The sequence below is a fragment of the Acinetobacter higginsii genome (genome assembly GCF_000369845.1).
GTDB lineage: Bacteria > Pseudomonadota > Gammaproteobacteria > Pseudomonadales > Moraxellaceae > Acinetobacter > Acinetobacter higginsii.
In genome coordinates, this window is record NZ_KB850214.1 from 169,699 (window position 1) to 195,499 (window position 25,801).

Consider the following 25,801-nt stretch of genomic DNA (forward strand, 5'->3'; position numbering starts at 1 on the left):
TTCAATTTACTTTGCACCATCCCATGGCATATTTTATTTAATATGCAATAAGATGGTGCAAATATCTGATTAAATCAACTCACCGATCGTCTAAGTACTTAAGCGTTCCAATCGAACGGGTACATATTTATGATATGGCGTCTTTGACAAAGGATCACAATGCTGGGTAGAGGTCAGACGATTCAATTGCGGCCCTATTGGCTCGCCACCGCGATAACGTAAGCCATAACCATGTGGTAAAGACACCACGCCCTTGCGCATTCCTTCATCAAGTTCAACTATGACCTGAATCTTGCCATGCTCAGAAATACATTGCAGCGCATGACCTGTTTCAACGCCAAAACTCAATGCATCTTCAGGATTCATTCTCAAGCGACCTTCGGCATCAACTTTACGCCATGCAGGATCACGATAAATTTGATTGGCGTTATAACTACGGCGTTCACCCGCAAGCAAAATGAAGGGATAGGCATCGTTTAAAGTCAAAGATTGCTGTTTTAACTGGGCTAACTCGATAAACATCTCAGGAATTGCCAATCGAATTTTCTTGTCTTTATAGGCAATCAAGCTCCACACATCAGCATAGTCATGTTGTGATAACACCACACCCGACCGTTGCTGCAAAATGGTCTGGAATAATTTTACCCCCAGATTAAATCGATTACCTTCGTATCCTGCTTGCTTAACCGCTTTATAGTGCTGAGCCGCATATTGCATACACAATGGAAGTAATAAGGCTGTAGAGGCGGCATCATTTGGCAAAGTCTTACCCAAGGTGCGATATACAATCGATGCCGCAAATGGAATCTGCTTCTTATTTTTCGCAAAGTTTGCACCAAGTGCAGCAAAATAAGCGAGATAAGCCGTATGTGCAGAATCCTTTTTCGCAATTTTACTTAGAATAGGAAACTGTTTCGGCATCACTTGCATAGCTTCCAGCAAACGTGTGTAGATCTCGGCTTCAGGCAGGCTATTACCTTGTGCTTTAAAAAGTGGATGGCGTAAATGAAAGCCATTCTTCGGAAATTCCAGATTAAAGCCTGTGAATTCCCACTTTTCAAATTGGCTATGTGCAGGCAAAACATAATGCGCTAAACGTGCTGTTTCTGTCATTGCCACATCGACCACCACCAATAACTCAAGAGACTGGAATGCTTGCTCATATGCAGCGGTATCTGGATAAGTAAGCAAAGGATTACAGCTGTCCACAAACACCGCACGAACCTGTTTCTCACCTGCTTTTAAGATTTCATCGGGCAAGATATTCGGAGGAAAGAAGCCTGAAATCGGGAACATTTTATGAAAAACCGTACGGCGATACTTTGGGTTGCGCTCATCAGTGTTGGTCAAAATTGGAATAAACATGGTATGTAGATTATTAGCACCTTGTTTACCAAAATTTCCTGTGAGTAAATATAAAAGCTTTTCCAAATAACCATTTAAAGTGGTATTCAAGGTGTGTTGAATACCAAGGTCAATCCGGACACAAGCACGTTGTGCTTGAGCGAAATCACGGACAATCTGGTAAATCAGTTCGACTGAAACATCGGCTTTCTGAATATATTCTTCGATTGGAACCGCTAAAAAGGCTTGTTTAACCTGATCAAAGCCATGGGTATGCTGCTGAATAAACTGCTGATCATATAGCCCTTCTTTCAGCATGATTGCGATCATAGCCGACATCAGATAAGCATCGGTACCTGGCTTTAATTGCACATGAATATCGGCTTGTTTAGCCGTTTCCGTCACCCGTGGGTCAAATACCACCATGGTGCGGTTTGGATCTTTTTTGATATGTTTTAAGGTGTCTCTGGCATTTGGAATGCCATGCGCTTGAAAAGGATTGGTTCCGATAAACAGCACATAATCTGCATATTCCACATCTTCAGTAGTATGACAGGATTGACTACCAAATAAACGGCCATTCACCCAGAAATCACCTGTTTTTTCCTGCGCCAAAGAGTTGTAGGCATAGAAACTTTTCATGGCATAGAGCAACTGACGACCATAAGCAGCGCCTAAATGATTGCCCTGACCACCACCACCTACCGATGCAAAGGCTGTTCCACCATGGGTATTTCGAATCTGTACAAGCTGCTCTGCAATTTCCTGAATGGCTTGTTCCCAGCTGATCTCTTGATAGGAACCATCTGCCTGACGTTTTAGCGGTGAAGTTAAACGATCAGCATGTTGTTGGTAATGCTGTAAACGTGCGGCTTTTTGACAGATATAGCCTTGCGAAAAAGGATGCTGATCATCGCCTTTAATCTTCTTAAACTGGTTATTTTCAATCTCTACACTGAGTCCACAATTACGTGAACATAGAATACAAGCGGTTACATCCTGTTTGATTGCTGTGGCAGTCGTCATTTTTGTCACCTTATTATTTTATGAATATTGACCCATTAAACAGATCTGTCCTGCCGAACCGACAACACGGACATACTTTTGCATCTGCTCAGAACTAATTTCCACTCGGTTATGTTCTGAAGGAAGTTTGACGGGTTTTAGGAAGCGGACATCGATTTGCTGAATTGGTTCTGGCAGTAATTCAAAACTACGTGCGAATACTCCAAAGCCATGCAGCACTTTTTGACCAAAGTTTGACAGTTTGGCTAATGGTGTAATCCAATGAATCGGATTAAAGTCACCTGTGAGTAAGGCAAATTTCAAACCATCATCTGAACGAGTCGACCATTCGCCTAATGTGTGCCAAAGCTTCGTGTCACTCGTTTCAGAGCGTTTGATTTTTTCAAAATGAGGCAGAATAAAAGCCATATGTAGCTGCGCTTCTACCAGTTCAGGTTCGGCAATTGTACCTGTGGTAATTTGAACTGAAATACGCGCTAAACCATTACGTTCATCTACATTGGCGATCTTGGCTTGGATGAGCAGCTTTTGATCTCTTGGAAGCTTACCATGAACCTTGAGACTTATGCCTTGATTGATGACTTGACTCAATGGATAGTTGGTTTGTAACAGCAAACGTGTTGCAAACGACAGTCCCCATTGCGACACCATATGCGGTGGAATTGAAGTTTGATATTTACTCGGCTCAGCACCACTCCAACTTACATAGTGGTCTATCAATTCAAGGCTTGGTGGGTCAATCACCTCATTAATCGATGCTAATGACTGCCAATCGACCTGTTGCGTGTGCTTATGCTTTTTGAGACTACGCAAACCAATTTTCCCAAGCCCTGTTAAAGTTGCCTGATGTTCAAATAAAAATTGCAATGGAATCTGTTGGTAACGAATCGCAAACATATGAAACTCCTGTTCCTTTTATTTTTCTCAGTTTTCAAACCATAATTGGGTTAATTTTAGTCCTGATTAGACAAGCCTGATATGGTCGAAAATCAATTAAGTTCCAAAATAGAACTCATTTTAACAAAGGTCAAGTGTACTGGTCAGAAATTAACAAAAGTTAATCTCCAATCAAATAATATCATTCACCAAAACTCTGCATTAAAAACGTGAAAAATCACTGTTCTTGGTTTAATCTCAAGCTTACTGGAAGACTTATCCAAATGCATAGAACCGCTTTGGGCAATTCGCTGTTATTGATGTATGTAAAATTTTATGAGAAACCGAATGGATTCGAATCAAATTCAAAACCTTGTTACACACTATCCCATTGTTAAAGACCTGATTGAACTTAAAGAGACGATCTGGTTTAACCCGTCATTCACCACGCTTAAGCAAGGCTTGCCCTATGTTGGGTTGACACAAGCCGATATTGATGATGCTCGCGACCGTTTACAGCGTTTTGCACCCTACCTCATGGCTGTTTTTCCAGAAACCCTTGCAGCTCAAGGCATCATTGAGTCTGATCTGATCGATATCCCGAATATGCAGCAATCACTTGAAACGCACTTCGAGCAAAAAATTGCAGGCAAACTATGGTTGAAAAAAGATAGTCATCTCCCTATTTCGGGATCGATTAAGGCACGAGGTGGTATCTATGAGGTACTTTATCGAGCCGAGCAGCTTGCGCTACAAGCCAATTTGCTCACTCTTGACGATGATTATGCCAAACTGAATAGCCCAGAATTTAGAGAATTTTTTAGTCAATACAGTATTGCTGTCGGCTCTACAGGCAATCTTGGCCTCTCGATTGGCATCATGAGCGCAAAGTTGGGCTTTGATGTGACCGTGCATATGTCAGCCGATGCACGACAATGGAAGAAAGATAAGTTACGTGCTCATGGTGTAACCGTGATTGAGTACGAACAAGACTATGGTGTTGCTGTAGAAGCAGGCCGAAAAGCAGCATTAGAAAATCCAAATTGTTTTTTTATTGATGATGAAAATTCTAAAACCCTGTTCTTAGGTTATGCCGTTGCAGGTGAACGTTTAAAGAAACAATTGGATCAACAGCGTATTGTTGTGGATCAAGCACATCCTTTATTTGTTTATTTGCCTTGTGGTGTGGGTGGCGGGCCTGGCGGTGTTGCATTTGGCCTAAAAATGGCGTTTGGCGATCATGTCCATTGTATCTTTGCTGAACCTACCCATTCTCCGTGTATGTTACTCGGTGTCGCGACTGGCCTACATGATGAAATTTCAGTTCAGGATATTGGCATTGACAATATTACGGCGGCAGATGGCCTTGCTGTGGGCCGCGCTTCAGGCTTTGTTGGCCGTGCCATGCAACGATTATTAGATGGTTTTTATACATTGGATGACCCAACCATGTATCGCTTGCTCGGAATGCTCAACCAGTCTGAAAACCTGAAACTTGAACCTTCTGCGCTCGCAGGTATGTTAGGGCCAATTTTAGTTAGCAACCATCAAGCTTATATCGATTTGCATCAATTTACTGAACAGCAGTTACAGCATGCCAATCATATTGTATGGGGGACGGGTGGCGGGATGGTTCCCGCAGAAGAAATGCAAAATTATCTGGCAAAAGCTTAAAGCCCTTTACTTAGGCTCAAACAGCGCGACGCAAGCCACGCTGTTTGAATACTTATTGATTTACTTAAATGAATTAAAAACTATATTTAAAGGCAAGTGATATAAAGTCTCTGTCATCAATGGTACTAAAGTCATTTGATCCAAAAAAGTTTTGATACAGAACTTCTGCTGAATATTTTTGTCGAAAGTTGGCCGATACTGCGGCAGCCAGACTCATTTGCCCTTGCTGAAAATTTTGGCTATATCCAGATACATCATGGCGGAAAGTTAAACTGGGTGTAATCACCGTTGCAGGTAAAAGGTCTTGATAACTTAGAGCTGCACGTAAGCGATAACCATATGACCATTCACTAAAGAAACCATCTTTATTGCAATAACGTTCATTCAAACGATCAACAGCATCATTCGGAAGGTTTGCTGTGCCATAGGGCGTACACTTAAACTCACCTGTTTCTGAATCATAAGCGCCTGTTGATAATTCACTGCGACCAAAAACCCCAACCCGACCAAAGCGATGATTGCCAATATTGGCGATATGATTCACAGCGAATTCAGCACCCCAAGACAAACGATCTGCTTTTAAAATGCCTGCAATGCTATCAGTGGCGCCAATGGAGAATTGTGTGACTGGCAAACGGACATATCCTTGCAGATACTCGCCAAACTCAGCAGCAACACCTGCAGGTTTAAGTGGTGTTTCTTTTGAGAGCACCTGAGCATAGACAATATCTGTTCCATTCAACTGTAAGGGTTGATTGGGTTTATAGCTCAACTCACTGAATAGCTGGGTTGTACCGACCTTTCCACTCAGGCTTAGACCATAGATCTTGATATTTTCAGGATAAATAGAAAAAAAACGTGCCGTTTTAAAGTTTTCAACGCCAGCAGCAGTCACGGCGATACCATCAAAGTTTGCATTACGATGATGATAGTTGGCGAAATAAACACCCAATTCAGCTTGATTCAGGCTCGATAAATTTCGTTTCAGTGCAACACCGTATTGCCCACTGTCTTTTGCGTAATGACTGGCTGAACGAGGGATATAAGTTTGCGCCTTGGCAGCAGTTTCAGTTAACTTGTCACCCGGTGTCACCGTTAACATAATCGGTCCACAATTTTCGGGGACAAAATCTGAAATTGCAAAAAAGGTCCCGCAACCATCTACCACTGACGGTCTAAACTTGAATTGATAGAATCCTTCTAATTTTAAGTTTGGTTGAATCGCAGCTTCAAAAGACAACATCTCGACCGGAATTGTCCGTTCTTTGGCTTCACTGGCAGGTCGATTGATGGCTGCAAAATCAAAGGCACTAACAGAGTTCAGGCCATTTTGGAAAAATTGGGATTTACCCCAATTCAAGCGATGTTTACCCAGTTTTAGGTTGAGAGACTGCTTGGAATCAAATTCGATATTTTTCCAGAGATAGGCATCCCATAGCTCAATCCCCTTAAACTTAACCAGACCAGGCCACTCAGCATCATCGAAAGGCTTTAAATCACCTTTCCCAGTTTCATAGGCATGGTCATACCAATACTTGGCACTCAACACTGCACCTTGTTGTGCTCCGTTTAAACGAAATTCGGTTAAACCTTTAACGATTTGTGAAATGGCATCCCCGCGATCGAAGTTGGCACGTCCATCATCACCGTTAATATCTACACTCAAGCCATTTTTGCCAATATGATTGGCATCGGGTTTATATAACAATGCGGCTGATGGCGCTTGGGTACTCCAACTTGCCCCCAGCGCAATCGTGCTATTGCTCTCTAAACGCCAGCCTTCATTGATTTGATAACTGGCTGCTGAAGCATCTGAAAGTGAACACAGCAATCCCAACAGCAGCGTTGTTTGAGCTAAAATAGCAGTGGTTATTTGTTCATTTGAATGTTTAATATGACAAACCATACCATCTCCATATCGATATGATGTATGAATAATTAACACCTGACCCATTCAGCAAAATGTAATCATTTCAGGTCGTTCTATTTTTGTTGTAAGCAATTGGGTTCAAACCCGGCCTTCCGATGGGCCTTTATGCTTCAAGGCATGTTGTACTTAAATGTGAAATCAAAAAAATCTAGCCAAACATGGTTCGGCATAAGACAATGTTTTAGGTTGGTTTGTAGCAAAATTAATTATGCAATCAGGCTCGGTTGATCTACCTTACAATCCAATTGCTGAATCAATTGTTCTGCCTGAGGCCACGGACCAAACCCAGATACAGGATTGAGATGCCCGACAGCACCTAGATTAATCAATACACTGCCCCATGTTTTCGCCATTGCCGCCACGGCATTAAAATGCGCTAATGGATCATTGACACTAGCAGCCACAATACTTGGAAATGGCAGCACTTGATCGGGCAACGGCGACCATCCTGCTTGTCTGAGCATTTGGGGCGAAGGATAATGTTCTGGCCAAACGTCATTCAAGTCAGGTGGTGTCACCAGCAATGCCCCTTGAATAGAATGTTGATACCGCGCGGCCCAATGTATCGCCATTAGTACCCCTGCGCTATGCGCTACCAGAATCACTGGACCTTGTATTTTTTCCAGCTCAGCCTGTATTGCAGCAACACGTTTTGTACAGTTGAGCTTATCTTCTTGCAAAGGTGGCACTGAACGGACCTTAGCTAAGCGTGTTTCTAGAATGGTTTGCCAATGCGAAGCCACATGGTCCCGCAAACCTGGGATAATTAAAACCGTCGCCTCTGTTTGTATTTTTTCCATCTTTACACCAATCAACCCTTGTTTTGATAAAAATAACGGGGACGCATCACGTCATATTCAACATAGAGGGTCAATAGAGCGACGGATATACATGGCACGACAGGCACTTTTCATTTGATGACAGCACGCTTCAAACGATCTCATATATATCAATATGCTTTGCAGAAAAAGTCGCTTCAAAAACAATAATCATCATGCCAACATGAATTTATATAAGCCTTAGTACTTTTCCAAACAGCATATTTTAGTTATAAATACAGCATAACTAGGAAGGTTATTTTAAAAATCGGGAGATCAGCATGGTGCCACTCGCCCATACTGCTGTGCTTAAAAATTATTTAGCTGTCAGCCAGCAATTAGACCTGAATCCATACCAACTGTTGTCCGATGCGGGCATCTATCCTGCACAGCTACAAGATAGTGCACAGCGTATTCCCGTAGACAAAGCGGTGACGCTACTGGAACAATCAGCACAGTTAAGTGGTTGTGAATACTTCGGTTTGCATATGGCTGAACAACGCCAACTCGCAGATTTTGGCGAACTGAGTTTATTATTGAGTTATCAACATACCTTGCGTGATGGCTTATACACCCTTGTGCAATATCGAAATCTAATCAATAACGCCTTGGAAATGTATATTGAAGAAGTCGGTCATACCGTCATTATTCGAGTCGAGGTAATTACTGCAGCGACAGAGTACAGTCGTCAAGCCATCGAGCTTGCTTTAGGCATTACCCATCGTTTCTGTGCTGCTTTTTTGCAAAAATGGCACCCTTTGAGTATTCATTTTACCCATGATGCCCCACATGATACGGCGATGCACCAACGTATGTTTGGTTGTTCACTAGAGTTTGGCAGCGAATTTAACGGTATTGTTTGCAATGCAACGGAATTAGATAAAACCAATCCACACGCCAATACCACGATGCTGGCACATGCCAAACGTTTTCTTGAAACGGATCTATTGCATCGGGAAAGTGAATCTTCAATTATTTTTGATATTCGTAAAAGTATTCATCTGCTTCTGCCTATGGGACGGGCCACGATTGATCAAGTCGCCCATACTCATGGCATCAACGTCCGTACCCTACAGCGCCGACTGGAAGCTGCACATACCAACTTTAGTGTGTTGATCAACGATGTGCGCCGCAATCTAGTTTTTCGCTATCTAAAAAACCTGAATTACTCTCTAGGACAGGTCTCGGATATTTTAGGTTATTCAATGCCAAGTTCATTTACCCGTTGGTTTAGCAGTGAATTTGGTATGTCACCCACCACTTGGCGTAATAACAACAAGACAGTTATGAAGTCCTAAACACAAAGTTTGGAGATTAAAGCCGACTACTTGTCTTTGATCTCGACAGCATATGATGATGAGGTATTGCTCTCTAAAACATCCAATGCATTAACAGTAAAACCAGCACCACCAAGAAAATGGTTTCACCCAGCATCAGTAAAATCGGTTTGATTCCAACAGAAGCCAGTTCCTTCAGTTGTGTTTTCATGCCTAAGGCACTAATTGCAATCACCAAACACCATTTCGATAATTCATTCACCCCTTGCTGTAGCATGCTTGGAACCCAACCCGTACTATTTATACAGGCAAGCATTAAAAAACCAACTGCAAACCAAGGCAATAAAGGTGGATGTTTGCCTGTCGCATCTCCACCTTGCATACGTGTGATCATTGCCGCGCAAATAATGACAGGCAATAACATGGCAACCCGCATCAATTTAACTACGGTTGCAGTATCACCTGTTTCTGCCGACATGCTATATCCTGCCCCCACAACTTGAGCAACATCATGGATAGTTGCCCCTAAAAATATACCTGCCTGCTGTGGCGATAGTTCTAACCATCGTGCAATCATCGGATAAACGATCATAGCTAAGGTGGACAATGCGGAAACACCAATGACGGTGAATAGCGTGGCTTTTTCTTTTTGGGGATGTTGCGGAAATGCAGCGGATAAAGCCAAGGCTGCTGATGCACCACAAATTGCAGTTGCACCGCCGGTCAACATCCCAAAAAGTTTTTTGAACCCCAGAATTTTCGCGGTCATCACTGAAACTGAAATCGTCACGATCACCAATGTGATCACCAGTACAATCGGTTGCCAGCCCAACGCGGTAATTTGTCCTAGCGTAATCCGCATCCCCAACAAGGCAATCCCGATGCGTAACACTGTTCGTGCCGTAAATTCGATGCCTGCTTTACATTGACTTTCACTAGAAAGAAAGTTCAAGCCCATTCCCAACAGCAAAGCAAATAACATCACAGGTGCGCCATAATGCTCTGAAAGAAAACAGGCTGCTGCTGCGACAACGCTACTAACAATGAAGCCTGGCATCAACTCACGGGTACGCAGACGAAAATCCATGAATTTAGTCATTGTTTTCTCCTGTATCTATCAGGATAAATAGCTGCGCTGCATCGACTTCAACCGGATAGGCCGCCACTTTTAAATGCTTTGAATTCAACATATATCCCGTCGCCAGATCAAAAACCAAACCATGGGCACAACAACGAATCGCTTGCCCTTCTAATTTGCCGCTAAATAAAGACGCACCTTGATGTGGGCAGCGATCCTCAATCGCATAAAACTGTGTACCAATATGAAACAGTGCAATATTTTTCCCCTGAATTTGAAGAAAAGCTCTCGCACCTGATACTGGGATTTTTTCTTGTGGAACCTGAAAACGAATAGTCATTGCCCTTATCCTTGTACCACCAAGGCTTCTAACATGGCTTGATAGAGCACATCGACTGAATGTGCACCAGCCAAGGTCAGGTAACCATCAAAAATAAAATAGGGTACGCCGTTTGCCCCTGTATAAGTCGACTGAAAAGACGGATTGACTTCCGACCATCCACGGCCCTGTTCATTCACCGAGTAACCACATTGCTTGAGAATCCTTTGCAACACAGCGCTATCTCCCAAGTTTTCACCTGCTCCAAAATAGGCAGCAAAAAGCTGTTCCAATAAATGCTCTGCTTGCTGCGCTGTTCCCAGTTTTAAAACGCTTTGAAACAGATGATGCGCTTGAGCCGTATTTGGCATCCATTTGATTTTTTCAAAATGCAGCTCGACACTAACTGTCTTGGCTGCCTGACGCACTTGGGTTTGGCGTTGTTTTACAGCGTCTAAACTGCCCAATCGTTTTTGATAGAACTGTTTGAAATCGACACCCGCTATCGGAATCTCAGGAAGTAACTGCATACCATGCCAATGTACAATGACTTCAACTTCAGGATCACTTTGCTGTAATTGCACAATTGCAGCCTGTAACTGACGTTTTCCGATTAGGCACCACGGACAAATAAAATCAAAAAAGACATCGATATTTAATTCACGCATCATCATTTTTCTTCCGCACCACTTGAACGAGTGCTGTCTAGATTGGGTAAAACTGCTTGCTCAGTTAATCGTGCAATATCTTGGTGGTAATAGTTTTTGGCATAGAGAAACACGGCTGCTGCGACCATGCTGACCAAAGGCATCCATTGAAAGGCATGATCTAAACCAATCACATCGGAGAGCTTGCCTATAACTAAAGGGCCGAGTGCCAATCCCAACAAGTTATTGGCTAAGGTTAAAGTGGCGAAAGCTGTACTGTGGACGCTGTTATGGGTGAGATTGGCCACCATCGCACTGGATGGGCCATTGGTTCCCAACGCAATAAACATCCCAATGCAGATCAGCAACAATTGGGATTTTCCTGCAGGCATTGCAAACGCAATCGAAAGTAGTACGCAACTCCCGATACAGTAGCCAATTGCTAAACTCACCTTACGATCTGGGCAGTTTTGGCCAAAGCGATCACTGAGCATGCCACATAGAATGCTCCCGACCGCACTACACAGTACAATCACGGCGGCCAACACACCTGCAGAATCGGTATTCATGCCGTAATAACGATTTAAATAACTCGGCATCCACACAATGACGGTGCCGCCAACAAACAGTTGAAAGCCACTACCGATATAGGTTGCGACCACTGATCGACTTGAATAAATCGTGCTTAAACATTGTTTGCTCTGTTGCTGTTTCTGAATGTTGTGGGATGTCTTGCTGCTTAGATTGACTCTTTTTTCTTTAACCACCATGGGATAAAGCAAGGCCAAGATCAAACCAAACAATGCCATACCACCAAATGCCCAACGCCAGCCAAAATGCTCAGCCATCACACCGCCCAGTGCCATGCCGAGAAATGAGCCGAATACTCCACCTGCCATAAATGCACTGGCCAGCGTGGCTCGCATTTCGCGTGGAAAAATCGCCACTACCACTGCAATGCCAACACTGCCATAAGCAGCCTCACCCACACCGACCATAAAACGGGCCACAAACATTTGCTGATAGTTTTCAGCAACAGCACAACCCAAAGTCGCCAGACTCCATAGCACCGCCATAATGACCAAGCTTTTCACGCGTCCAAAACGGTCCGCCAGTAAGGATAAGGGCAAAGTTAAGATACCGACCATCAACGCGACAATACCGCTCAATAAGCCAAGCTGGCTATCGGTCAATGCCCATTCAGTTTTAATCAATGGAAATACCGCATTTAGCACTTGCCGAGACATATAGTCTGAAATCAACAAGCCAAATGTCAGTGCAAATACCAGCCATGCATAACGGCGCGGGACATTCATTGAGGTATCAACATGATCCGTATGTACGGTATATGGATGAGCACCCATAGCAACCTCCTTGTATTGTTATGATTTATATTTTTGATTGCAGTACGTGGCTTGCTATTTGAATACGCTTGCTGCGTACTGCATTTATTGTGACATTCAATCCATTGCTGCTCAGACTTAATGGCGCTGAGGTACACCTTTTTGTTTTGCTTGACGATTTGGTGACATACCATTGGCCTGCAACGTTTCTTCAATACTTTGATATTGCACACCAATCCGATAGATTTCTCGTGCCTCTGGGCCTGTTGCCACTTCACGACCTAATTCATGTGCAATACGTACAGTTTGCTGAATTTGTTGTACAGATGAGAAACGCTGACCACGATGATCGATAATGGTATCTTCATTACCAACCCGTGCATGAAAACCCATCGCCATCGACATGGTATTGAATGGCAATACATTTTTAAGCAATGATTCCGAAGTCAGGGTGCAACCATCTGGTACACGGTGAATAAAATTAAAGAAGTTAAATGGATTTGGCCCATCGAATCCACCGCCAATTCCAATCCAAGTCAAATTCAATGGCCCCATGTATAAGCCCTTACGTACCATCCGTTCTAGGGTCTCTAGGCCATGCATTCCAGTCAGTTGAAAATGCGGCTGAATATTATTTTGGCAAAGGCGTTTTAAATGCTCTGCGACCCACGCGGGTCCTGCTGGAACAGTCATTTCAGCATAAGCTTCCTGAATTGCAGGATGTGCCAAAGATGTGCCTTCCAAATATTCTGGATAGAGCAACTCCATGATGTTCATTTGGGTGGTGTTAATTGCCACTGTGACCTGATCAGGTTTTGGTGTTAATTCAGCCAGCATATGACGGGTATCATCACTCAGCCACAAAGCGGCCTCACCTTCGCTTTCAGGTGCAAAGGAGATCGAGCCACCGACTTGAATAATCATATCGGGCACGGCTTCACGCACCCCTGCAATCAGTTCATTAAACTTGGATAAACGTTTAGAGCCCTTACCATCCAGTTCACGCACATGCAAATGCAGCACTGTCGCGCCTGCCTCATAGCATTCCACCGCTTTCTGAATCTGCTCATCCATGGTCACTGGAATATCTTCGGGAAAGTCCTCTGGCATCCACTCTGGGCCATAAGGCGCTACAGTAATGACCACTTTTTCCATATTTTCTGGGTGCAAAGAATCGTCAAAGAATTGCATGTGCATCTCCTGTTTGTATTTTATAAAACGGTATTGAATTAAAAGCTTGGATTTGGAATTTAATAGGTTGCATCACCGACGATACCTGCCCGCTCCATTTTCCGGTGGCATGGCGGGTAATCCATCACTGCATAATGTTGGGTACTTCGATTATCCCAAATAGCGATGCTATTCGGCTCCCAACTCCAGCGCACCTGATATTCAGGAATCGCCGCTTGGGTGATTAAGTAACGCAGTAGATCTCCTGCACCTGGATTGGCATCCTGCCCAAACCGTACGCGGTCTTTGGTGTGGTAATTACTAAAATGGGTGGTGAATGCATTGACATAGAGAATCTGCTCACCTGTCTCTGGATGCGTTCGTACCACAGGATGCTCAGCATCTGGAAACTGTGCCTTCAATGCCAAACGTTTTTCGATGGGCATGGCAGCCCCAAAACTGGCTTCGATACTGTGATAAGCACGTAAAGGCGCAATCTTTTCCTTGATATCTTCAGGCAGATTTTCATAGGCCATCACCATATTGGTCCACATGGTATCGCCGCCAACAGGTGGACATTCCACACAACGCAGTACACATCCCATCGGTGGAATTTTGCGCCAGCTGGCATCGCTATGCCACGCATTTTCATACCGATCAATCGGGCTGTCAGGATGTTTATAAATTTGTACCAAACCTGGATGATCTGGATGACTACCCACCGCAGGATGATCTTCCAACGGCCCAAATCGTTCGGCAAAAGCCACATGTTCAGCCCGCGTCATCTGCTGATTACGCAAGAACACCACGCGATGTTTTAGCAATTGCGTCCGAATTTCAGTGAATAGCCCGTCATCATGAATCGCATCGGCTAAGTGGACACCATGTAGTTCTGCACCAATATTGCAAGTTAACTGTTCAATTTGCATCAGAAATCCCTTCAAATCACAAAAATGGATGAACCTATGGTTTTACGTGCTTCCAGATCACGATGTGCTTGTACGGCATCTTCAAGTGCATAGCGATGATTGATCTCGATCTTGATGCGTCCACTGCTCACATGATCAAACAGTTCCTTGGCTAAGGCTCTTTTTTCTTCTGGATCGGCAATATAATCGGCTAAAGCTGGACGGGTGATAAACAACGAACCTTTCATTGCCAGTAACACAGGGTTAAAGTCAGGAATTGGCCCTGATGCGGTGCCTACGCAAACCAATAAACCACGGCGTTTGAGTGAGTCTAATGAGGCCATAAAGGTATTTTTGCCCACACTATCAAAGACCACATTGACCCCAATGCCATCGGTCAACTCACGCACCCGTTCAGCCACATTCTCATGGCTATAATTAATCACATGATCACAGCCATAGGCACGTGCTACCGCTGCTTTTTCATCCGTCGAGGTGGTCCCAATCACGTTTAGCCCCAACAGTTTGGCCCATTGCGAAACGATTAGCCCCACACCACCTGCGGCTGCATGTAATAAAATGCAATCGCCTGCTTTAAAGTCATAGATACGACGCATCAGATAGGCCGCCGTTAAACCACGCATGGTCATTGCAGCCGCAGTTTCACAGGAAATATCGTCAGGGAGTTTGATTAATGCATCTGCGGCAATAAGGCGTTCGGTGCTATAAGCGCCAAGCGTATTCAAAAACCCTGTATAGGTGACGCGATCACCCACCACAAAATCGGTTACGCCATCACCCACCGCTTCGATAATGCCAGAGGCTTCGACACCCATACCATTTGGTAAGGGAATCGGATAAGTCCCATCGCGGAAATAGGTATCAGCATAATTGAGGCCCACCGCTACATGGCGTAGACGTACTTGACCAACCGCAGGTGCGCCGACTTCGATGTCCTCATAGCGCATCACCTCTGGAGTCCCTGTTCCGTAGAACCGTATCGCTTTATTCAACGTCATTTTCCTGTCCATCTTGTATTTTTATTCAGTGCCGAAGTAATATGACTAAAAAATACAATACTCAGGAGAATGTCGACTTTACTTAACACGACACGGACATCACCTTTGGCGACAAATACTCAATCGATAGGATTCTTTTATAGAACGGCGCAAAGCTTAGGGGTTATTTCTCAAGCTGCAGATTCATGCCTTTCACATGCTCAACGAAATGATGCATATTGGTTGCCCATGTGCTCATATCACGATGTGCAATCAGGTAGGTATTGATCTGCGCTGTAGCCGAGTCAATGGGATGAATCTTCACACTTTGGGCAAAATGAGATTGCTGTACATAGCTGATCGGTAAAATTGCAAGGCCAACATCTAGACTGACACAGCTGATAATGCCATCTAGGCTGCCCATTTCAATTACATTGGCTGCGGGTAAATGATGGACAGATAAGAACTGATCAATGGCTTTGCGGTAACTACAGCCTTGCTTAAAAGCAATAAATTTCTTTTGAATCAGATCGTCATTTGTAAGTCGTTCAGGCACATGCTTTGAAGAAATAAGCACCAATTGCTCAGTCCAGACATGTAAATTAAACATCCCGTCGATTGGTGAATGATGTGCTACAAATGCACAATCCAGCTTGGATGAATGGACTAAATCAATTAAATCTCGTGTAGGTGCGGTCGATAACGCAAAAGGAAAATCTGGGCTGTGCTGTTGTAAATCGCGGATCAACGCTGGTAGTCGAACCGCAGCCGTGGTTTCCATGCTCCCAATCGCTAAAGGAAAATTGGCTGTCAGCTGACTATGGGAGAACGTGTCCAACAGCTCTTTTTGCAGATGCAACATTTTTTCAGCATAACCATACAATTGTACCCCAGCTCTGGTCGGTTGAATTGGGTTCTGCCGATGTAGCAACTCGACATTCAACTCTGTTTCCAGTTTTTTGATATGACTGGTGACATTGGATTGTACCGTATAGAGCGTTTTTGCCGCCTCGGAAAAACTGCCTAACTTCACCACCATCATAAAAATTTCTAAAGATTTAATCTGCATCGCCATCACTATTAGAGATAGTTGGTATCAATTTAAATCATTTTACATGATTAATAGCGCTTGTTTAAATAGCTATTCATTTCTCAACACCGAAAGATGGGTCAAACAATGTCTGCTACTAAGCTGTTATTTTTAATCTGTATTTTAAGCTTCTTCAGCTATGCACTCTATGTATTTGACTACAAATTTCTTGCCAAAGCACAACCTCTCTCGCACATCAGTCATAGCGACTAATTGTTGGAGTGAACAGGTCATGACTGAGCCAGCAAAAAACAGCAACCGTGCCCTGCAATCAGCGATCAGTGCAGCCTTGATTATGGCAATTGGCATGGGTTTCGGGCGCTTTGCGTTTACTGCAGTCTATCCACATATGATTGATGAAGGCATCATTAATCTACAGCATGCCAGTTTGGCTGCTTCTGCAAACTATGCGGGCTATCTGTTGGGTGCTTTATTTGCGATCAAGATGAAATCCCAGCAGAGTTATCTCGGTAGTATTGTTGCCACAGTGGGTACCGTACTTTGTCTGATCCTACTCAGTTGTATTAACACGATTGGCCTGATCATCTTGATTCGGGGTTTGGCTGGCGTTTTTAGCGCTTTTGCCATGGTATCTGCTTCATTATGGCTGCTTGAACAGCAGAAACAAACGCAACAAGCCCCTATCTTGTATGCAGGGGTTGGTCTTGGTATCGCGCTCTCTGCCGAGCTTTTGGTTTTGGGCACACATCTGAGTTGGCACAGCAAAATACTGTGGTTATTGCTCGGTCTATCCAGTCTGGTCCTTGGTTGCATTGCAATGTTTGGTTTATCGCGGGCTCAACCGAATACTGTTGGAACTCATGAGATATCTAGCACAAATCGCAAAGCACCCCATGCCTACGCTCTGATTGTGATTTATGCCTTGGCGGGTTTTGGCTACATCATTACCGCAACCTATCTACCCTTATTGGTCAGAAATGCCCTGCCTAATCTTGATGCTGCACAGATCTGGGCAATCTTTGGTTTGGGTGCGATTCCTTCGTGTTTTTTCTGGCATCGCATCCACAGCAGCTTTGGTACACAAGTCGCTTTATCTTCTAATTTAGGATTACAGGCTTTCGGTGTTGTATTGCCCATCCTTCTACCAACGACTTTAGGTTATTTGTTCAGTGCATTCTTGGTCGGTGCAACCTTTATGGGAACGGTGACCATTGTCATGCCGGTGGCACAGCGTATCGCTCGCCAAGCACAAAATAATTTAATTGCCTTGATGACTGTTGTTTATGGCTTAGGTCAGATCATCGGCCCAATCGTAGTGAATGCCCTATTCGCGATCTATCATACGCTCAATAGCTCACTGATTACCGCAGCTACGGCATTATTAATTGCAGCAGTGATTAGTCTGAAATCAGCTGAGGCGATCCATTAACCAGAAATAGATTGCTTAAAAACCTTCATCTGCTTGTATTGTTGCAGTTCATCTAATGAGTTAATACTATGACAAAACAGGCCTTGCTTTTGAAAATGTACGACTTGGGCATTTAGTTGCTCAAAACAATCTCGTAAACTCAGTTTATGCTCAGCAATCGCTTGCTCCAACACCGATATACTTTCTCGCTTAAGTAAACAAAATGGATATAAGGCATCACCATTGATATTGACATAGGCCACTTGTGCCTGTGGCTGCTTTTGCAAAGCGCGATGCAGTTTAAGCACAACCTGATTGGGAATATAAGTCACATCACAGGGAATAAATAAGGCATAGTCGGCTTGCAAATGTGACCATGCACTTTTCATCCCCATCAAGGGTCCGAGAAAACCATTTTGATCATCTGCATAACATCGAATATCAGGTTCAATCTGTTTATATATCGAGTTATCACGGTGGCTATTCACCCAAATGTGTTTAACCTGAGTCTTAAAACTTTCACAAATTTTTGACAGCTGAATCTGATCATCAAACTGTTGCAGCAGCTTATTCATGCCATTCATACGGCGCGCTTGCCCTCCCGCTAAGATCACCAGATCTGTAGTGGGATATTCTGTATTCATGCTTCTGCCTCCAATTGACAGGTTTTAATCAAGCCGCGTATCTCAGGTAAACAAGAACCACAATTTCCACCTGCTTTTAAACATGCCGTGACTTGTTTTTCATGGGTGATGTTTTGCGTTTTGATGGCTTCAATAATTTTATTCTTACCCACTTTAAAACAACTACAAACCAATGGTCCATCGTTATTTGCCGCAGACATCGGCATTCCCGCCAGCAAAGCTTTACGATGCAAGGCACTTAATCGTTCACGTTTAAACAGACTCGCCACCCAATCCCGATTTGGCAATAAATCGACAGGTGCAATATATAAACTGGCAATCAGGATACCATCTTTTAAAATCACACTATGGCTGAGCTGCGATGAAATATCCTCCAGACTTAACCATTCATAGGTTTCATCTACAAAAGGCAGGAAGCTTTTCAGATTCTTTTGGGTTTCATCAAAGCTGTGACGATCAGCAATTTCATAACGCATCGCTTTTGCTGTTTTGATCTTGGTCCACCATGCACAACGTTGTAAAGATGCTTTAATCTGATGTTCAAAGCCTTCACGTACATAGAGTACCCCTTGCCAAGTGGTATGGAACGGCTGAATCGCAACGGGTGTATGTTTGAATTCAGGTTCGCCTGAGATCGCATCCACCACTGGATTGACCACTTTACCAATCCGCGCATCAGAAGCGACTTGCTCAGTCCAGTGAATCGGGGCAAAGATTTGGCCACGACGCACACCTTGTGCTAGCGTCACACGCAATACACAACGGCCCCATTGTGAGCGGACTTCCACCAAAGCTTTATCACGGATACCAAATTTTAACGCATCATTCGGGTGAATCTCGCAAAATGGTTCAGCGCGATGCGTAGTGAGGTTTGCCGATAAACCCGTACGAGTCATGGTATGCCATTGATCACGGATACGTCCTGTATTCAACACCAATGGATAATCTTCAGAGATGGCATGCACTGGATCAATAGCAACGGTAGGAATCAGCTTGGCTTTTTTGTTTTTATGGCTAAAACTGCCACAATCAAATAACTGCTCCACGGCGATGCTTTGCCCTTTCTCCCACACAGGCCATTGAGTTGGGCGTAAATGGTTATATTCATCCAGACTTAAATTCATTAGCCCTTTTAAATTGAAATAACGGAAATTTTCAACTTGGTCACGTTGGTCAACACTGGCATTTTGATAGGCCGATAAAGCCGCATGTTCATTAAAAATGTCACAGGCATTGCTAAACTCAAAACCAGTAAAACCCAGTTTTTTCGCAACCTCTGCCACCGCCCACCAATCCGCTTTGGCTTGCTTTGGTGGATTTAAAAAGGCACGTTGCCGTGAAATACGGCGTTCAGAATTGGTGACCGTACCATCTTTCTCCCCCCAACCTAATGCGGGTAACAAGACATCTGCATAAGCTGTGGTATCTGTATCCGCACAAATATCAGAAACCACCACAAACTCACATTTTTCCAAGGCACGTTTGACTTGATCTGCATCGGGTAAGCTCACCACAGGATTGGTTGCCATAATCCAGATCGCTTTAATTTTGCCACTTTCCACCGCTTGGAATAAATCCACTGCTTTTAAACCAGCTTGCTTGGCTATCACGGGGCTGCTCCAAAAACTTTGGACTAAATTTTGATGAGAAAGATTATCCAAATCCAGATGTGCAGCCAACATATTGGCCAAGCCACCTACCTCACGACCGCCCATGGCATTGGGTTGACCCGTCATTGAAAATGGTGCTGCACCTAATTTTCCAATTTTTCCAGTGAGTAAATGACAGTTGATAATGCTATTGGCTTTATTGACTCCTTGAGATGATTGATTAACCCCCATCGAAAACAAGGTGATCACTTTTTCTGTTTGGGCAAATTTATCAAAAAACAGCTGTAATTTTTCTGCAGAAATTCCTGTACGTTTCACCAAAGTATTAAAATCTTTCTCGCTTTCACTCGCTGCTAACAGCGCCGCTAAACCTTCGGTATAGGTCTCTACAAAATGCTGGTCGATATAATCATGATGGTAAAGATGCTGAAACAGACCATTAAATAAAGCCACATCCTGACCAGGTAAGATTGGCAAATGTAAATCTGCTTGCTCGCAGGTACTGGTAAAACGAGGATCGACCACCACCACAAATAAATCAGGATTCTTGCTCTTGGCTTGCATGATGCGTTGATACAGCACGGGATGACACCATGCCGTATTAGAGCCAACCAGAACCACCATATCCGTATGTTCAAAGTCTTCATAACTGGCTGGAACAATATCTTCACCGAAGGCACGTTTATGCGCTGCAACCGCAGAGGACATACATAGGCGTGAGTTGGTATCAATATTGGCAGTGCCCAAATAGCCTTTTACAAACTTATTCACCACATAATAGTCTTCAGTCAGCAACTGACCTGAGACATAAAATGCAACACTGTCTGCGCCATATTGATTAATACAGGCTTGAAACTGGTCTGCAATTTTCTCAATCGCCTGATCCCATATCATGACTTGTCGATGGTTTTTACGGCCAAACATGGGATGCAAAACACGAGTTTCCAAACCTAGCGTATCGGCTAAGTTGCTGCCTTTAATACAGAGTCGTCCAAAGTTTGAAGGATGATCCAGATCACCTGCAACTTGTACCGTCGTGCCATGCGTTTTATGTTGGACACTGACATCCACACCACAGCCCACGCCACAATAGGGACATGTTGTTTTTGTAATGATTGTTTCTGCTTGATCGGAGCGACTGTGTTCTAGATTTTGAATACTGTTCATGACTGCCCCTTTTACCTAGTTAATCCGCTGAACTTTACACTCAACTAAAAAATCATTCTGAGTTCTTCTCCAGTTTCAGCTTATGGACAAACCTTCTAAAACTAGATTTTTCTCATCACACACTATCGTGACAGGCGGCATGGATGCCGCCTTGTTGAGCTGCGGTAGCAAGGATGTACCGTCAGCTTAACAAAGGATTTTTGTTACTTTTCATCCTTGAAAAGTAAGGCAATGCCTTTACAACAATTATCTGCTCATACAGCATATATGCGGCAATGCCATTCATCCTTTACCTATTCTTCTCGAATGGGTAAGCTTTCACCCTGCCTTTTTCATTGCAAAATCCTTACCAAATAACAGCTTATTTCTAAAAGTAGAAACAGGCGTTTGATCTGCAATCAACTCGGCATACCACATCCCATCTTCCGTATCACCAAACAGAACAGCACCAATCACTTTGTCTTTTTGGATAATGATACGTTTATAAATTTGACGCTTATCATCATTGAGGATGATGTCTTCATAATCTTCTTTCGGTTCAAAGTTACCAGCAGAAAATACATCCACACCGCTGACTTTTAATTGCGTTGGTACGGTCGGTGATTTAAAGGTTAAGCTGCCATGTTCAGCCAAATGCGTTGCACAGATGAAGGCTTGTCCCCATAACGGCTCAACCAAGCCAAAGGTTTGGTTACGATGTTCGATGCATTCACCTACCGCATAGATACTTGGATCAAAAGTTTGCATGGTGTCATTGACCAAAATGCCTCGATTACAACGCAGTCCTGCACTTTGAGCCAAGGCAATATTCGGGCGAATCCCAACCGCAAAAATGACTAAATCTGCGTCCAGTACCGTTCCATCTTTAAGACGGATTTGACTGACATGACCATCCTCACCAATCAATGCTTCGGTATTGGCCTCGGTAATGATATTGATACCCTTTTGCTCAATACTATGGCGCAACATACGGCTGGCACGGCCATCCAACTGACGTTCCATAATTCGATCCATCAAGTGCAGAACCGTGACATTCATACCACGTTGTTTCAGTCCATAGGCTGCTTCCAGACCCAGCAAACCGCCACCAATCACCACCGCATTTTTCTTAGTTTCGCAATATTTGATCATGGTGTTGACATCATAAATATCACGGAAGCTAATCACGCCTTTTAGATCTACACCTTGCACAGGTGGAACAAATGGTGATGAACCAGTGGCAATAATCAAACGATCATAATCAACACTTTCGCCTTTCTCGGTATGTACCACTTTGCGGGTACGATCAATCTTAATCGCAGGATCATCAGCAATAAATTGAATCCCTTTGTCGCTGTACCATGCATGTGGATGCAGCATGATGTCATCAATGGTTTTTTCACCTGAAAGTACTGGAGACAACATAATACGGTTGTAATTGCCCCAAGGCTCCTCACCAATCACCGTCACATCATAACGATCTGGGGCCATATCCAATAAGTCCTCAAGACAACGCATACCCGCCAAACCATTGCCAATTAACACCAGTTTCAGCTTTTCTTGCGCAGCCCCATTGTTGGTAATATAGGTTTTTTGCGGAACAGACCCGACCCACACCCGACCATTTTCAATTTTGGTTGGAAAAACCAAGAGCTTTTGATCTTTATCTTCCAGACAACGCCCCGTCGCTAAACTAAAATGTTGTTTATAAATCGGCGATGCAATCACGCGTTCACCTTGTAAATCGCCAATGATGCCGCGACACATCACATTGGCTTGGCTAAATGGATCTTTATTGCTAAGCGCATAAATGCGCTTTTCGTGACCAACACGAAACAGTGCAACGGATTGACCTTCGATCAGTGCGCCCACACCCGTATTTGGTGTGATGTCATCCAACGCACACACCTCGACCCATTGATTTTCTGGAAGCATATCGATGTTCTTTAAACTGGTCATTTGAGTTCTCCTTATGCTTCAACCATTGGGATACGATCGACTGAACGTTCAGCGTCATTCAAAGGGCGAATCTGATCACGCACTTGGGTAAATTGAATATGGGGGTCAGCTTGCTGTTCTGCACTGGCATTGATATAGGTTTGGAAACGTTTACGAATCTCAGGATCTTCAACCGCAGTACGCCATTCATCTTGATAAGTCCCAATCACATGACTCATACGACTTTCGAGTTCTTCGGCAAGTCCTAGCGAATCATCGACAATCACTGATTTGAGATAATCCAAACCGCCTTCCATATTGTCACGCCATACGCTGGTACGTTGTAAACGATCTGCAGTTTGGATATAGAACATAAAGAAACGGTCGATATAACGAATCAAGGTTTCGGTATCAAGGTCAGAAGCCAATAGCTCGGCATGACGTGGTTTCATGCCACCATTACCACAGACATACATGTTCCAACCTTTCTCTGTTGCAATCACCCCGACATCTTTACCTTGCGCTTCGGCGCATTCACGGGTACAACCTGAAACCGCCATTTTCAATTTATGTGGCGAACGTAGGCCTTTATAGCGGTTCTCAAGTTCAATCGCCAAGCCCACAGAATCATCCACCCCGTAACGGCACCATGTACTACCGACACAGGATTTCACGGTACGTAATGATTTACCGTAAGCATGACCTGATTCAAAACCCGCTGCATTGAGTTCTTCCCAGATAAACGGGAGTTGATGGATTTGTGCACCAAATAAGTCGACACGTTGTCCGCCCGTGATCTTGGTATACAAGTTGTATTTTTTGGCAATTTGACCGACAGCAATTAAACCATCTGGTGTGACTTCACCACCTGCCATACGCGGAACAACCGAGTAAGAACCATCTTTTTGAATATTACCCAAATAGTAATCGTTACTGTCTTGTAAGCCCGCATGGCTCGGTTCTAGTACGAAATCATTCCAGCATGATGCCAAAATATTGGCCGCCATTGGCTTACAAATATCACAGCCTAGACCATGACCATGTTGCTGAATCAAATCATCAAAAGTCTTGATTTCATTGACACGAACCAAGTGATAAATTTCTTGGCGTGAGTATGGGAAGTGCTCACACACATAGTTATTGACCGTTACACCTTGACGTTGCAGTTCAGACTTCAACACTTGAGTGACTAAAGGTGCACAACCACCACAAGCTGTCGCCGCTTTGGTACATTTCTTCAAAGCACCGAGTGAGGTTGAACCATCACAAATCGCTTGGCAAATATCGGCTTTAGACACGTTATTACACGAACAAATGGTGGCGCTATCTGGCAATAAATCAACACCACTGCCACCAGCTTTGACACCTGAATCAGCAAAACCTGGCATGATCAAGCTTTCAGGTGTTTCTGGTAGTGCCAGACCATTCAGCATCATTTGTAGCAGGTCATTGTATTCTTTAGCATCACCAACCAAGACTGCACCGAGCAACTTGGTTTTATCTGCATCCACCACGATCTTTTTATACACAAGGCTATCTTCATCGGCATAAAAATAGCTAAGTGAGTTTGGTGTCATGCCATGTGCATCACCGACAGAGGCAACGTCAACGCCCATCAACTTCAACTTGGTGCTCATATCTGCACCAGCAAAACAATGCGTATCTTCGGCTAAGATATGTTTTGCTGCAATACGTGCCATGTCATAGCCGGGTGCGACTAAGCCATAAATTTTATTATCCCACAGCGCACATTCACCAATCGCATAGATATGTTGATCTGAGGTTTGGCAATAATCATTAATTTTAATCCCGCCACGCTCACCCAACGCCAAACCACTCAAGCGCGCTAATTCATCACGCGGACGAATCCCTGCCGAGAATAAAATGATATCTGTTTCCAGCTCACTGCCATCAGCAAACTTCATGATGTGTGTTGTGCTATTACCGGCTTCAATACATTGCGTGGCTTTTTGGGTATGGACTTTTACCCCAAGATTTTCAATTTTACGGCGTAATACCTTGCCACCTAGATCATCAATTTGTACCGCCATCAAACGCGGTGCAAACTCCACCACATGTGTTTCCAGATTTAAATCTCGCAATGCTTTGGCAGCTTCCAGACCCAGTAAGCCACCACCAATCACCACACCTGTTTTGGCATTTAAGCTTGCAGCACGAATGGCGTCTAAATCTTCAATGGTCCGATAGACAAAACAGTTTTCACGATCATTACCTGAAATTGGAGGAACAAAGGCATAAGAACCTGTTGCTAAGATCAGTTTGTCGTAATGAATCACATCACCGAAATTGGTAGTCACGGTTTGCTCAGCTGCATTAATTTCTACCGCTTTGGTATTCAGTCTTAAATCAATACCGTGCGCGTCTGCAAAATCAAAGCGAGCCAGTGATAAGTCTTTTGCTGTTTTACCAGAGAAGTATTCAGTCAAATGGACACGGTCATAGGCAATACGTGGTTCTTCTGCAAGGATGGTAATTTCTAATTCATCATCAGCTTTCTCTAAGATGGCTTCGATGAATTTATGCCCCACCATACCGTGACCAATCATCACTAATTTCATTGTGTTTCTCCTCAAAT

At 43.8% G+C, this 25,801-nt stretch carries 20 protein-coding genes; 4 read left to right on the forward strand and 16 right to left on the reverse strand.

Features of this window, described 5'->3' with window-relative positions; translation table 11 throughout:
• Nucleotides 1-90 precede the first annotated feature (90 nt).
• Both F885_RS11555 and F885_RS11550 read right to left on the reverse strand, forming a co-directional pair.
• A complete protein-coding gene (locus F885_RS11555) occupies nt 91-2,370 on the reverse strand; it encodes a molybdopterin-dependent oxidoreductase (RefSeq protein WP_005315831.1) in 2,280 nt (759 codons plus the stop codon).
• A gap of 18 nt (nt 2,371-2,388) precedes the next feature.
• On the reverse strand, nt 2,389-3,267 hold the full coding sequence (locus F885_RS11550) for a MaoC family dehydratase (RefSeq protein ID WP_005203352.1): 879 nt from the start codon (nt 3,265-3,267) through the stop codon (nt 2,389-2,391).
• A 327-nt stretch (nt 3,268-3,594) separates the two neighbouring features.
• Here F885_RS11550 and dsdA point away from each other — a divergent pair, with 327 nt between their 5' ends.
• Entirely contained in the window at nt 3,595-4,920 is a 1,326-nt protein-coding gene (gene dsdA, locus F885_RS11545) for a D-serine ammonia-lyase (protein WP_005315834.1), read from the forward strand.
• Nucleotides 4,921-4,993: 73 nt separating this feature from the next.
• On the opposite strand, the gene F885_RS11540 is transcribed toward dsdA, so the two are convergent.
• Nucleotides 4,994-6,826, reverse strand: coding sequence for a DUF1302 domain-containing protein (locus tag F885_RS11540; RefSeq protein WP_005315837.1), 1,833 nt, complete (start codon nt 6,824-6,826; stop codon nt 4,994-4,996).
• A gap of 230 nt (nt 6,827-7,056) precedes the next feature.
• Complete coding sequence (locus F885_RS11535) at nt 7,057-7,650, reverse strand: RBBP9/YdeN family alpha/beta hydrolase (RefSeq protein WP_005315841.1); 594 nt, start codon at nt 7,648-7,650, stop codon at nt 7,057-7,059.
• Nucleotides 7,651-7,949: 299 nt separating this feature from the next.
• Here F885_RS11535 and F885_RS11530 point away from each other — a divergent pair, with 299 nt between their 5' ends.
• Nucleotides 7,950-8,966 carry an AraC family transcriptional regulator gene (locus tag F885_RS11530; protein ID WP_005315844.1) on the forward strand — a complete coding sequence of 339 codons (1,017 nt, stop codon included), beginning with the start codon at nt 7,950-7,952 and terminating at the stop codon, nt 8,964-8,966.
• Nucleotides 8,967-9,039: 73 nt separating this feature from the next.
• Here F885_RS11530 and F885_RS11525 read toward each other — a convergent pair whose 3' ends face one another.
• From F885_RS11525 to F885_RS11490, 8 genes are all read right to left on the reverse strand, one after another.
• Complete coding sequence (locus F885_RS11525; RefSeq protein WP_005315848.1) at nt 9,040-10,044, reverse strand: YeiH family protein; 1,005 nt, start codon at nt 10,042-10,044, stop codon at nt 9,040-9,042.
• Nucleotides 10,037-10,363 (reverse strand): Rieske (2Fe-2S) protein, encoded by a 327-nt coding sequence (locus F885_RS11520; protein WP_005315851.1) that lies wholly within the window; start codon nt 10,361-10,363, stop codon nt 10,037-10,039. The genes F885_RS11525 and F885_RS11520 overlap by 8 nt, the downstream gene beginning before the upstream one ends.
• A 5-nt stretch (nt 10,364-10,368) precedes the next feature.
• On the reverse strand, nt 10,369-11,016 hold the full coding sequence (locus tag F885_RS11515) for a DsbA family oxidoreductase (RefSeq protein WP_005315854.1): 648 nt from the start codon (nt 11,014-11,016) through the stop codon (nt 10,369-10,371).
• Entirely contained in the window at nt 11,013-12,353 is a 1,341-nt protein-coding gene (locus F885_RS11510; RefSeq protein WP_005315857.1) for an MFS transporter, read from the reverse strand. Before F885_RS11510 ends, F885_RS11515 begins: the two co-directional genes overlap by 4 nt.
• A gap of 117 nt (nt 12,354-12,470) precedes the next feature.
• Nucleotides 12,471-13,523 carry a beta-keto acid cleavage family enzyme gene (locus tag F885_RS11505; protein WP_005203332.1) on the reverse strand — a complete coding sequence of 351 codons (1,053 nt, stop codon included), beginning with the start codon at nt 13,521-13,523 and terminating at the stop codon, nt 12,471-12,473.
• A gap of 59 nt (nt 13,524-13,582) precedes the next feature.
• Nucleotides 13,583-14,431 (reverse strand): TauD/TfdA dioxygenase family protein, encoded by an 849-nt coding sequence (locus F885_RS11500; protein WP_005315873.1) that lies wholly within the window; start codon nt 14,429-14,431, stop codon nt 13,583-13,585.
• An 11-nt stretch (nt 14,432-14,442) separates the two neighbouring features.
• Entirely contained in the window at nt 14,443-15,429 is a 987-nt protein-coding gene (locus tag F885_RS11495; protein WP_005315876.1) for a quinone oxidoreductase family protein, read from the reverse strand.
• A gap of 163 nt (nt 15,430-15,592) precedes the next feature.
• The gene (locus F885_RS11490) at nt 15,593-16,483 is read right to left on the reverse strand and encodes a LysR family transcriptional regulator (RefSeq protein ID WP_005315879.1); all 891 of its coding nucleotides are present in this window, start codon (nt 16,481-16,483) and stop codon (nt 15,593-15,595) included.
• Between the two features lie 102 nt (nt 16,484-16,585).
• Here F885_RS11490 and F885_RS21345 point away from each other — a divergent pair, with 102 nt between their 5' ends.
• Together F885_RS21345 and F885_RS11485 are read left to right on the forward strand one after the other, a co-directional pair.
• Entirely contained in the window at nt 16,586-16,711 is a 126-nt protein-coding gene (locus F885_RS21345) for a hypothetical protein (protein WP_265596692.1), read from the forward strand.
• A gap of 19 nt (nt 16,712-16,730) precedes the next feature.
• Nucleotides 16,731-17,888: a YbfB/YjiJ family MFS transporter gene (locus F885_RS11485; protein ID WP_005315882.1), complete on the forward strand. Its 1,158-nt coding sequence runs from the start codon at nt 16,731-16,733 to the stop codon at nt 17,886-17,888.
• On the opposite strand, the gene mobA is transcribed toward F885_RS11485, so the two are convergent.
• The 4 genes from mobA to nirB form a co-directional block, all read right to left on the reverse strand.
• Nucleotides 17,885-18,511 carry a molybdenum cofactor guanylyltransferase gene (mobA, locus tag F885_RS11480; protein ID WP_005315885.1) on the reverse strand — a complete coding sequence of 209 codons (627 nt, stop codon included), beginning with the start codon at nt 18,509-18,511 and terminating at the stop codon, nt 17,885-17,887. The genes F885_RS11485 and mobA overlap by 4 nt on opposite strands.
• Nucleotides 18,508-21,288, reverse strand: coding sequence for a nitrate reductase (locus F885_RS11475; protein ID WP_005315888.1), 2,781 nt, complete (start codon nt 21,286-21,288; stop codon nt 18,508-18,510). Before F885_RS11475 ends, mobA begins: the two co-directional genes overlap by 4 nt.
• 318 nt (nt 21,289-21,606) lie before the next feature.
• Nucleotides 21,607-23,226 carry a nitrite reductase small subunit NirD gene (gene nirD, locus F885_RS11470; RefSeq protein WP_005315890.1) on the reverse strand — a complete coding sequence of 540 codons (1,620 nt, stop codon included), beginning with the start codon at nt 23,224-23,226 and terminating at the stop codon, nt 21,607-21,609.
• A gap of 11 nt (nt 23,227-23,237) precedes the next feature.
• Nucleotides 23,238-25,784, reverse strand: a complete 2,547-nt coding sequence (gene nirB / locus F885_RS11465; protein WP_005315892.1) for a nitrite reductase large subunit NirB — start codon at nt 25,782-25,784, stop codon at nt 23,238-23,240.
• Nucleotides 25,785-25,801: the final 17 nt, after the last annotated feature.